This window comes from Hyphomicrobium sp. (assembly GCF_020852195.1).
Classification (GTDB): domain Bacteria; phylum Pseudomonadota; class Alphaproteobacteria; order Rhizobiales; family Hyphomicrobiaceae; genus Hyphomicrobium_C.
Genome location: NZ_JADZBI010000179.1, coordinates 1 through 10,891, shown reverse-complemented (window position 1 = coordinate 10,891; position 10,891 = coordinate 1). Strand labels below are relative to the sequence as shown.

The 10,891-nt window shown below is 69.3% G+C and carries 9 protein-coding genes and 1 pseudogene; 4 read left to right on the top strand and 6 right to left on the bottom strand.

Translation table 11 applies throughout. The annotated features are described in order from the left end of the window. The 3 genes from IT540_RS15430 to IT540_RS15420 all read right to left on the bottom strand — a co-directional run. The coding region (locus tag IT540_RS15430; protein WP_291179808.1) for a PHP domain-containing protein at positions 1-400 on the bottom strand (400 nt) is incomplete at its 3' end. 10 nt (positions 401-410) lie between these two features. Beyond that, positions 411-1,964, bottom strand: coding sequence for a DUF6504 family protein (locus tag IT540_RS15425; protein WP_291179805.1), 1,554 nt, complete (start codon positions 1,962-1,964; stop codon positions 411-413). Continuing rightward, on the bottom strand, positions 1,873-2,649 hold the full coding sequence (locus IT540_RS15420) for an ImuA protein (protein ID WP_291179802.1): 777 nt from the start codon (positions 2,647-2,649) through the stop codon (positions 1,873-1,875). The genes IT540_RS15425 and IT540_RS15420 overlap by 92 nt, the downstream gene beginning before the upstream one ends. 192 nt (positions 2,650-2,841) lie before the next feature. Between IT540_RS15420 and IT540_RS15415 the strand changes: the two genes are divergently transcribed. Further along, positions 2,842-3,744 carry a choline/ethanolamine kinase family protein gene (locus IT540_RS15415; protein ID WP_291179799.1) on the top strand — a complete coding sequence of 301 codons (903 nt, stop codon included), beginning with the start codon at positions 2,842-2,844 and terminating at the stop codon, positions 3,742-3,744. Continuing rightward, positions 3,741-6,191: an FAD-dependent oxidoreductase gene (locus tag IT540_RS15410; protein WP_291179796.1), complete on the top strand. Its 2,451-nt coding sequence runs from the start codon at positions 3,741-3,743 to the stop codon at positions 6,189-6,191. Before IT540_RS15415 ends, IT540_RS15410 begins: the two co-directional genes overlap by 4 nt. A gap of 63 nt (positions 6,192-6,254) precedes the next feature. Here IT540_RS15410 and IT540_RS15405 read toward each other — a convergent pair whose 3' ends face one another. From IT540_RS15405 to pqqC, 3 genes are all read right to left on the bottom strand, one after another. Continuing rightward, a complete protein-coding gene (locus IT540_RS15405; protein WP_291179793.1) occupies positions 6,255-6,656 on the bottom strand; it encodes a hypothetical protein in 402 nt (133 codons plus the stop codon). A 301-nt stretch (positions 6,657-6,957) separates the two neighbouring features. Next, positions 6,958-8,109 carry a pyrroloquinoline quinone biosynthesis protein PqqE gene (gene pqqE / locus IT540_RS15400; RefSeq protein ID WP_291179790.1) on the bottom strand — a complete coding sequence of 384 codons (1,152 nt, stop codon included), beginning with the start codon at positions 8,107-8,109 and terminating at the stop codon, positions 6,958-6,960. A gap of 79 nt (positions 8,110-8,188) precedes the next feature. Beyond that, positions 8,189-8,953 (bottom strand): pyrroloquinoline-quinone synthase PqqC, encoded by a 765-nt coding sequence (pqqC, locus tag IT540_RS15395; protein ID WP_291179787.1) that lies wholly within the window; start codon positions 8,951-8,953, stop codon positions 8,189-8,191. A gap of 162 nt (positions 8,954-9,115) precedes the next feature. On the opposite strand from pqqC, the pseudogene IT540_RS15390 reads away from it, so the two are divergent. Next, positions 9,116-9,922 (top strand): annotated as a pseudogene (locus IT540_RS15390) (PfkB family carbohydrate kinase); the annotation flags it as partial. A gap of 232 nt (positions 9,923-10,154) precedes the next feature. Continuing rightward, the gene (locus IT540_RS15385) at positions 10,155-10,685 is read left to right on the top strand and encodes a flavin reductase family protein (RefSeq protein WP_291179784.1); all 531 of its coding nucleotides are present in this window, start codon (positions 10,155-10,157) and stop codon (positions 10,683-10,685) included. Positions 10,686-10,891: the final 206 nt, after the last annotated feature.

The window sequence follows — 10,891 nt, the reverse complement described above, 5'->3', positions numbered from 1 at the left end:
TGAGATCTTCGGGCGGCAGCGCGACGAGGATCTGGCCCTCCGCCGCGTCAAGGATGTCCTCAAAGGTGAGGTGACATTGCGTGTGCTCCTTGTGCGGCACCTTGCGCTTGCCTGTGGTCAAGAGGCGGCAGAGGCGGGCGTAAGCTTCGCGGTCGGTCGGGTAGGCGAGGATCTCCTGCCCGTCGAGGGTGACGAGGCGCACGCCGACGATCAGCTTCAGCGCCTTGCGCTTCTTCCATTCGTCAAAGGCGCGGACGACGCCGGCGAAGCTGTTGCGGTCGGCGATGGCGAGGGCAGCGAGCCCAAGCGCCTCGGCGGCGGCCACCATCTCGCCCGGATGCGAGGCTCCGCGCAGGAACGAGAAGTTGGTGGTGACGGCCAGCTCGGCGTAGTGGGTCATTATGCCTGCCTCATGCGAACATCCCGTGCACGAACCAGCGGGCGGCGGCGGTCTCGCGGCCGGGGATGCCCTCGCGGTAGAGCCATAGGCGGCGGCCGGCCTCGTCCTCGACGAGGTAGTAGTCGCGCGTGGGCGCGTCTCTCGCCGTGCGCCACCATTCGGCGGCGATGCGCTCCGGGCCTTGGGCGTGTCTGACGGCGTGCAGTCTGCCGCGCCAGCGCAGACGCAGCGGAGGGCCGTCGGGCATCAGCGCCATGACCTCCGCCGGCTCCGCGCGCGGCAGCAGGAGCGGCGGACGCGGGCAGGCGCTATGCGCCGGCGGCCAGGTGGCCTCATGCGGCGTGACGGTGAGCGTCTCGCTGCGTTCGGGCCAATGGCTCGCGACCGGTGCGAGATGGTGGACGCTCTGCGGGCCGAGCCGTTGGCGCAATGCGTCGAGCAGTACGGTGCAGCGCTGTGCGCGCTCGGCTTCCTCGGACGCCGTGGCCAGCGTGTGCTGGCGCGGCTTCATCGGCTCGGCCACGGTGACGGCGAGGCTCAGGGTCTCGAAGCCGAAGCCGGCCTCGAGGTGCCGGGCCAGGCGCTCGAGTTTCAGGCGGATCAGGCGGGCGACGTGGTCCGGGCTCTGCGTCGGCAGTGTGCAGCCTACGTTCAGCCTCTGCACGGCGCCGTCGACGCGGTAGAGGCTGAGGCGCAGGCTTCGCGTGCCGGCGCCGTCCGCCTCGAGACGCGGGACGAGATCCTGCATGAGGCGGGTGGCGACGGCGATGATGGCGTCCTCGCTGTCGATGGGCTCGAGCAGCGAGCGCGTCGCGATGTAGACCGGCGGCGGGGTGAGCAGGGCCAGAGGCTCGGGGGCGATGCCGAGCGCGCGGTCGAGCCGCAGCAGCAGCTCGGTCTCGAAGCGGGCGGCGAAGGGGGCGCGCGGCTTGCCGATCAGGTCGCCGATGCGCTTGAGGCCGAGCCGGCGCAGCGTGAGGGTGGTCTCGGGGAGAAGGCGCAGCCCCTCGACGGGAAGTCGCGTCAGCGTCTCAGCCTCGGTGCCTGCGGGGACGATGGCGCGGTCGCGCGCAAAGTGCGAGACGGCCCAGGCGGTGCCGGCGGTCTCGGCGAGCGCCAAGCGCGCCGGCAGGCCGAAGGCGTGCAGGCGTCGCGCGAGGTTGGCCAGCAGCTTGTCCTCGCCGCCCTGGAGATGCGTTGCGCCGGTGGCGTCGAGGAAGAAGCCGTCGGTGCCGCTCTCCTCCCGGAAGAGCGCGACCGAGGGCGTGTAGCGTGTGGCCCATTGGGCGAGGCGCGTGAGCGCCTTCGTGTCGGCGGCGGGCTCGGCGAGGCGCACCTGCAGGGCGCCGATGCGGGCGCGGGCGTCCGCCAGCGTCTCGCCGACGGCGAGGCCGCTCGCCTGGGCCGCGGGGTTGAGCGCCGTGATGCGCGGCGCGTCGGACCCGTCCGTAAGCACGAAGGGGGCGCGGGGATCAACCGGCGCGCCCGAGGGCTTGCGTTGCTCCGCCGCCAGCCAGCGATGCACCGGCCACTGCGGCAGCCAGACCGAAACGATGCGTGGCATGATCGAACTCCAACATCCACTCTCCCGGCCGCCCGTTGCGGCAGCGCTGGAGCGTCGCCTGCCAGCGCCAGCCGGACAACATCCCGAAGCGGTCGCGCGTGCCGGGCGCGGCGGCGATGCGCCAGCGCGTCGTCGCGGTGGGCACGCTCTCGCCTCCCGGCCTCAGCAGCAGCAGCGGCAGGCGCGCGTCGCGGGCGGCGTGCAGCAGCCTCTGGCTGGCCTTGAGGTCGAGCCGGCCGCCGAGCGCGGCGGCGACCGCCGCGGGGCCGCGCGCACGCACCGCCTCCTCTGTGGCCCAGAGGGCTTCGGTCTCGTCCGCGGTCTCGACCAGGATCAGGCGCGCCGGGTCGAGGCCGAGGCCAGCGATGCCGTGGCCGTGCGGGCGCCCAAAGCGGGCGAGCTTTTTCGATGAGAGGACGAGCAGCAGCGGGGAGCGTTCCGGCATGCGGGCAAGCAGCGCCAGCAGAAAGCCGAAGGCGGAGGGCAGGTCGGCCTCGTTTGCCGGCGCGATCTCATGCACGGCGCCGAAGGCCAGGCCTCCCTGGGGGAGACGGGCATCGAGCGCGGAGAGGCCGAACGACAGGCCGTCCTCGCCGTCGGCCGGCATACCCTCCATGCGGACGAGGTGGCGGCGCAGGTCCGCCACGATCTCGGCGCGGCTGGGGCTCGGGGCAGCGGGCGGCATGCAGATGCTCTTCCAGGCTCGCAAACGGGTGAAATACAGGATAGAACAAAATAAGAACATTGCAAGGGGCAGCAGGGTTCCTCGTGCCTTAAATCTCAGCAGTTTGATCAACGTCCTGCACTTCACAGCCTGCCGCGCGTGCGGCAAGGTTCGGCACGCGTCCTTACCCTCCTGCAACCCCGGTCTTGCCCTTTGTCCGATCCCTCAAGCCAGGACCCGCTGCTCGCGCGCATCGCCTCGCTCGACATCTGGTTCGGGCGCGTCGATCCCGAGCCGCTGCTGGGCGGCATCACCAACAAGAACTTCGTGGTCGCCGACCGCGGCCGGAAATACGTGGTGCGGACCGGGGGCGACATCCTCGTGCACGGCATCGTGCGCGCGAACGAGCTGGCCGCGGCGCGGGCGGCGCACGCCGCCGGCATCAGCCCTGAGGTCGTGCATGCGGAGCCGGGCCTCATGGTGATGGCCTTCATCGAAGGGCGCACGTTCACCCCTGAGGATGTGCGCAATCCCGCCAACCTCGATGCGCTCGTCGATCTCATCCGCCGCTGCCATCGCGGCGTGGCGCTGCACTTGCGCGGTCCGGCGCCGATGTTCTGGCCGTTCCATGTCGTGCGCGACTACGGGCACACATTGCGTGATGATGGCAGCCGGCATGCGCCGCTACTGCCGGACCTGCTGGCGCGGGCCGGCCGCCTCGAGGCCGCGGTCGGGCCCATCGACGTGGTGTTCGGCCACAACGATCTGCTCGCCGCCAACGTGCTCGACGACGGCCGCCGGCTGTGGCTGCTCGACTGGGACTACGCCGGCTTCAACTCGCCGCTGTTCGACCTCGGCGGGCTCGCCTCCAACAGCGAGATGCCGGCCGAGATGGCCGAGGATCTCATCGCGCGCTACTTCGGCCGCCCGGTCGATGCCGATCTGCGCCGCAGGGCCGCGGCCATGACGGCGGCGTCGCTCCTGCGCGAGACGCTGTGGGCCATGGTGTCCGAGATCCATTCGTCGGTCGATTTCGACTACGGCGCCTACACGGCCGAGAACCTCGCGCGGTTCGAAGCCTCCTACGCGCGCTTCCTTACCCTGGAGACCTCATGAGCGACCTGCCGTCGTCCGCAAAGATCGTCGTCATCGGAGGCGGCATCGTCGGCTGCTCGACGGCCTACCATCTCGGCAAGATGGGTCTCACGGACGTGCTGCTCATCGAGCGCGGCAAGCTCACGTCGGGCTCGACGTGGCATGCGGCCGGCCTCGTCGGGCAGCTCCGCTCCAGTGCCAACATCACGCAGCTCCTCGGCTACTCGGTGGCGCTCTACGACCGGCTCGAGGCCGAGACCGGGCTCGCCACCGGGTGGAAGCGCAATGGCGGCCTCAGGCTCGCCTGCAACGCCGAGCGGTGGGTCGAGGTCAAGCGGCAGGCGACGACGGCCAAGTCGTTCGGGCTCGACATGCAACTCCTGACGCCCAGGGAGGCGCAGGACCTGTGGCCGCTGATGCAGGTCGACGACGTGGTCGGCGCGGCGTTCCTGCCGACGGACGGGCAGGCATCGCCGTCCGACATCGCGATGTCGCTGGCCAAGGGCGCGCGGCAGGGCGGCGTCACGATCAGGGAAGGCGTGAGCGTGACGGGCATCGAGGTCGAGGGCGGCGCGGTGCGGGCGGTGGCGACCGACCAGGGCCGCGTCGCCTGCGAGAAGCTCGTCATCTGCGCCGGGCAGTGGTCGCGGCAGATCGGGGCGCTCGCGGGCGTCAATATCCCGCTCGTCTCCATGCAGCACCAGTCCCTGATCACCGAGAGGATCGACGGCATGACATCCGGGCTGCCGACGCTGCGTGATCCGGACCGGCTCACCTATTGGAAGGAGGAGGTCGGCGGGCTGGTCATGGGCGGCTACGAGCCGAACCCCAAGCCGTGGACCGAGACGAAGCTCGACGAGCCGTTCGAGTTCCAGCTCCTCGACAACGATCTCGAGCACTTCGAGCCGCTTTTGGAACTCGCCGCCGGCCGCGTGCCGGCGATGCAGACGGCGGGCATTCGCCAGTTCATCAACGGGCCGGAGAGCTTCACACCCGACGGCAACTTCATCCTCGGCGAGGCGCCGGAGGTGCGCGGCATCTTCGTCGGCGCGGGGTTCAATGCGTTCGGCATCGCGGCCGGGGGTGGGGCCGGCATGGCGCTCGCCGAATGGGTCGCCAAGGGCGCGCCGCCCTACGACCTGTGGCCGGTCGACATCCGCCGCTTCGGGCGCAACCATCTCGACACGGGCTGGGTGCGCACGCGCACCATGGAGGCTTACGCCAAGCACTACACCATGGCGTGGCCGCACGAGGAGCACACGTCGGGACGTCCTTTGCGGCGCTCGCCGCTTTACGACCGCCTCAAGGCGCAGGGCGCCGTGTTCGGCGAGAAGCTCGGCTGGGAGCGGCCCAACTGGTTTGCCGATGTCGCGGCCGGCGAGGAGGCGCGCGACCTCCTGAGCTACGGCCGCCAGAACTGGTTCGCCGCCGTGGGCCGCGAGCACCAGGCGGCGCGAGAGCGGGTCGCGGTGTTCGACCAGATCTCGTTCGCGAAGTTCATGATCAAGGGCCGCGACGCCGTGCAGGCGCTCTCGTGGATCGCCGCGGGCGACGTCGCCAAGGCGCCGGGGCGGCTCGTCTATACGCAGATGCTCAATGCGCGCGGAGGGATAGAATGCGATCTGACGGTCGCTCGCGTGGCCGACGACGAATACTACGTGGTGACTGGAACCGGCTTCGCCACACATGACTTCGACTGGATCGCCCGGTCCATTCCTGCCGGGCAGGATGTGCGCCTGATCGATGTCACGTCGTCCTACGGCGTGCTCGCCGTCATGGGGCCGCGGTCGCGGGACGTGCTGTCGCCGCTGACGAGCGCCGATCTCTCGAACGGCGGGTTTCCGTTCGGCACGGCGCGCCGCATCACGCTCGCCGGGGCGCCGACACTTGCACTGCGCGTGACCTACGTGGGCGAGCTCGGCTGGGAGCTGCACATCCCGACGGAGTTCGTTGCCACCGTCTACGACGCGCTGATGGTGGAAGGCGCTAAGCACGGCATCGCCAACGCCGGCTACCGCGCGATCGAGTCGTTGCGGCTGGAAAAAGGCTATCGCGCGTGGGGCGCGGAGATCGGGCCCGATCACTCGCCGCTGGTCGCCGGGCTCGGCTGGGCCGTGAAGCTCAAGTCGAACGTGCCGTTTCAGGGTCGCGAGGCGCTGGTCCAGCAGGCGGCCAAGCCGCTGCCGCGGCTGCTCGCGGGATTCACGGCGGATCCGTCAGTGGTGCTGCTCGGGCGCGAGACGATCTACCGCAACGGCGCGCGCGTCGGCTGGCTCGCGAGCGGCGGCTTCGGCTATACCTTGGGCCGTTCCATCGGCTACGGCTATGTGCGCCGCCCGGAGCAGGGCGTCGATCAGGATTTCGTGTTGTCGGGGACCTATGAGCTGGAGGTCGCGACCGAGCGCGTGCCGGCGGAGGTGACGCTTCAGCCGCTCTACGATCCGGAGAACGCGCGCATCCGCCTGTGAGTGCGCACAAGAAAAAAGGATCGGGGCAGGGGCTGCTCCGATCCTCGGTCTGTGGCTCGAATTTTACTGCTGTGCGCAGTCGACCGTGACGGTGGTGCCGGTCTCGGCGAAGAACCTGGTGCAGGACTGGCCGGTGGACGCGACGTTGACCTTGCTCTCGCTGGTCTCGGTGATGCTCTCCGAGACGGTCTTGGTCTCCTCCTTTGCCGGCGTCGGTTCGGCAGCGGCAACCTTCGCGGGCTCCGCCTTCTTGGCGCTTGCCTGCTGGACCGCCTTCTTCTGCTTGGCGGCGGCAACAACGCGGGCCTTGCGGGCGCGGGACTGATTGAGGGCCTGCTTCTTGAACAGCTTCGCGGGGCTGGCGCGATATCCGCCGTGGCCACCGCCACAGCCGGCTGAAGCGGCCGAGATCTGGAAGGTGGCGATGAACAGCGCGCAGAGGATGATGCCGATGGCCTTGTACATGGTGTGTCTCCCTGGCTCTCGTCTCGATTGACGGCGGGGCCGTCCGTTGAGGCGAACATGCCACCGGCGGCAGGAGACTTCTGTCCCGGCTGGAACAGGGTTACCGGGTTCTCGGAGACGGGGTTTGGGTGAAACGGTGCAGCGCCCCCTCACCCGCGGCGCTATTGCGCCGCGACCTCTCCCCATCGGGGAGAGGTGAAGTGGGTGCGCTTCCTTTTACCTCTCCCCGTCCATGCGAAGCATGGCTCCGCCATGATGGGGAGAGGTCGCGAGCGCAGCGAGCGGGTGAGGGGGCGCTGCTCTAGGCGGTCGATCGGCCGGCACCCATGCGCCGGTAGATGAAGGGAGGCGAGGGGGCCTCGCTCTCGCGCTCGGCCATGGCGGCGAACTCCTCATGCCAGGGCGAGAGCGCGCAGGCAGGATCGGCATTGGCCGCGTCGCCGGTGACGGCGAGGGCCTGGCAGCGGCAGCCGCCCCAGTCGATCTCGCAGCGGTTGCAGCTCTTGCAGGGCTCCTTCATCCAGGCCGTGCCGCGATATTTCTGGAATGCCGGCCCGTCGAGCCAGATGTCCCGCAGCGGGCGGTCGCGCACGGTCTCGATGCCGAGGTTCGGCATGGTCTCGCAGGCGTGGCAGGGCAGCACCTTGCCGGTCGGCGTGATGTCGATGAGGCTGCGGCCCCAGCCGCCCATGCAGGGTTTCGGGCGCACCGCGTAGTGGTCGTGGGCGACGACGTCGAAGACGATGATGCCCTTTAGGCGCTCCTTCGCCTCGCGCACGATCTCGAGCGACTTGTAGAACTGCGCGCGCGTCGGGATCAGCGCAGCGCGGTTCTTGAGCGCCCAGGCGTAGTATTGCGTGTTGGCGATCTCGATGCGCCCCGCGCCGACCTCGACCGCGAAGTCTATCAGGGCGGCGACGTTGTCGATGTTGTGCCGGTGCACGACGACGTTGACGGTCAGCGGCAACTCCAGCTCGCGGACCCAGCGGCAGACGTCACGCTTCTTCGGCAGGCCGCCGCGGTAGCCCGAGATGACATCGGCGTTGGCGGGATCGGTATCCTGGATCGAGACCTGCACGTGGTCGAGGCCGAGTTTGGCGAGTACGGCCAGACGCTCGCGCGTCAGCGTCACGCCCGACGTGATCAGGTTGGTGTAGAGGCCGACGTCGACTGCGCCGGACAGGATCTCCTCCAGGTCCTGGCGTACGCAGGGCTCGCCGCCGGAGAGATGGACCTGCAGCACGCCGAGGTCGGCGGCCTCGCGGAAGACGCGCCGCCACTCGTCCGCGGTGAGCTCGCCACCGCGCTCCATGGCGAGCGGGTTCGAGCAGTACGGACACTGCAGCGGGCAGCGGTAGGTTAGCTCGGCCAGCAGGCCCAGCGGCGCCAACGGGCGCGGGCATGCCGGCTCCGCGCTGTCGGTGTGGGTCCCGGTCGTGAAGACCTCGGTCAAGGGACTTAATTCCTCGTGTGTGAATTCCCCTCCCGCACAAGGGGGGAGGGACAGGGCGGTGAATGATGCGGGCAGCTCGCTATGCCTCGCCCGGGCGGTAGGCGCCGGGCGGGATCATGCCGACGACGTAGGCCAGGTGCAGCGCGTCGAGCTGCGCCCACAGCACGTTGCATTTGAAGCGCACCGCCTCGACGCATGCCTCCTGCAGCGCGCGCGTATTCGCGTACTGCTTCACGAACTCGAGGGCGAAGGTTGCGTCACGCGGGGCCTGCGAGAGACGACGGCGGAAATAGGCCATCACGTCCTCGTTGACGAAATTGTAGTTGGACAGCATGCCGGCGATGCGCTCGCGGTGGATTGAGGGCGCGAACAGCTCGGTCAGAGATGAGGCGGCGGCCACAACCAGCGGCTGCTCGACGACGAAGCGCACGTAGGCCTCGACGGCGAAGCGCGTTGCGGGCAGCGCACCCTGCATGCCCGTCACGTAGTCGCGGTCGAGGCCCAGGCAGTCGGTGAGCTTCAGCCAGCGCTCGATGCCGCCCGCCTCCTCGGGCAGCACGCCGTCGTGGTCGTGGATGCGGTGGATCCATTCGCGGCGCAGCGCGCGGTCGTGGGTGCGGCTCATAAAGGCCGCATCCTTGCGCGGGATCGCCTCCTGGTAGACGTAGCGGTTCAAGGCCCAGGCCGCGACCTGCCCCTTGTTCAGCTTGCCGCCGTGCAAAAGCTTATGGAACGGGTGCAGGTCGTGATAGCGCTCGGGGCCGACGGCGCGGATCTGCGCCTCGAAGTCGGCCGGGCTCCAGGGTGCGTTCTCGGCTTCGATCTTTCTTACGAACTCGTTCATCGGGGAACCTTTCGTCGGCTGCCGTGCTGAGGTTTAAGCAACGCTGGCGGAGAGCCTTGCCGCCCCTCGGGCGCGCCTGCTTGATCGCCGTCAAACGACCGCATCACAGGTCATTCAAAGCCGCGTGTGGTCTGATCTTCGTCACCCAATGGGAGCAGGTGCATGGCGGGAAAGCCCATCGTCGTCGTCGGCCACACGGCGCTGGACCGCGTCTACCGGATCGATGCCTTTCCCGCGAAGCCGACCAAGGTCAGCGCCCGCGACCACCGCGAGGAGGGTGGCGGCTCGGCGGCCAACGCCGCGGCCGCCATCGCCGTGCTCGGCGGGGCGGTGCGGCTCTGGAGCCGCGTCGGCGACGACGAGACCGGCGCCAAGGCGCGGCGCGCGCTCGAACGGACGGGCGTGGACGTTACGGGCGTCATCGCGTGTGCGGGTGCGAAGACGCCGACGGCGGCCGTGATCGTCGACGCCAAGGGTGAGCGGCTGGTGGTGAGCGAGGACAACCACGTCCTGCCGATGGAGGCCGATTGGCTGCCGCTCGGCGAGATCACGTCGGCCGGCGCGGTGCTGAGCGACCTTTCGTGGCTCGAGGGCACGCGGGCGGCGTTCGCGGCGGCACGGGCGTGTGGGGTGCCGACACTGGTCGATGTCGATCTCGGCGGCGGCATGTTTTTGGAGCGGGTCGTCGATCTCACCGACTACGCGGTCTTCTCGGCGCCTGGGTTCGAAAAGTTCGTTGCCGGTGCCGACGGCGAGGCTCGGTTTGCGGCGCTGCTTGCGCTCGGCGTGCGCCATGCGGGTGTAACGCGCGGGGCGCGCGGGTATTTCTGGCAGGGGGCTGCAGGCGTGGGGCATCAGGACGCGTTCAAGGTGCCCGTCGTCGATACGACCGGCGCAGGAGACGCTTTCCACGGCGTCTTCGCCTTGACGCTGGCGTCGGGCTTTCCGGACGCGGAGTGCGCGCGGGTCGCGTCGGCGGCGGCGGCGCTCAAGTGCCGAAGGCTCGGCGCACGGGCCGGCCTGCCCTCGGCGATGGAGCTCGATGCGTTCCTGCTCGAGCAGACCGGGGGCAGGGGCTTCCCGACGGCCTTTCGGAGGGCCTGGCCTGATCGCCCGAGGCCCTCTTGTGTGCGATCAAGCGCTTCCCACGTTCTTGAGCGTAGCTTTTGCGGCGGTGCGGATCGGATGCAAGGCGCGGCGCATGAGAGAGCTTTCCCTGGCGAAGGTCTACCAGCTTCTCGAGCCCGGCCCGGTGGTGCTGCTGACGACGGTCCGCAAAGGGCGCGCCAACGTCATGACGATGTCGTGGCACATGATGGTCGAGTTCGAGCCGCCGCTGGTGGCCTGCGTCGTCTCGAGCAGCGACTACAGCTTCGCGGCGCTGCGCGCGACCGGCGAATGCGTGATCGCGGTGCCGGCGGTCGAGATGGCGGACGCGGTCGTGCGCGTCGGCAACACGTCCGGCCGCGACATCGACAAGTTCGAGGCTTGTGGGCTGACGCCGCTTCCCGCCACGCGCGTCGGCGCGCCGCTCGTTAAGGAATGCTTTGCCAATCTCGAATGCCGCGTCGCCAATACGCGCCTGGTCAATGCCTATAATCTCTTCGTTCTGGAGGTGATCAAGGCCTGGGTCGATCCCGGGCAGAAGAACCCGAAGACGCTGCATCATCGCGGTTACGGCACGTTCGTCATCGACGGTGAGGTCGTGAAGCTCAAGTCGCGCATGCGCTGAGCGGGCGCAACCGGACGCGCGGGTCCGGCATCGGTTTTTTGACCTCCGTCAATGCCGGCCGTCAGCCGGCCGCTTTACTGCGTCGCCGGACTTCGTGGCGGGGGGCCACGGTGGTGTGCGTACGGACAGGAGAAAGCCCATGGCGAACATTCAAGTCTCTAAGCCGGCCCCCGCCCCTCAGCGCCGTCTGCCGGACGTGTTCGATG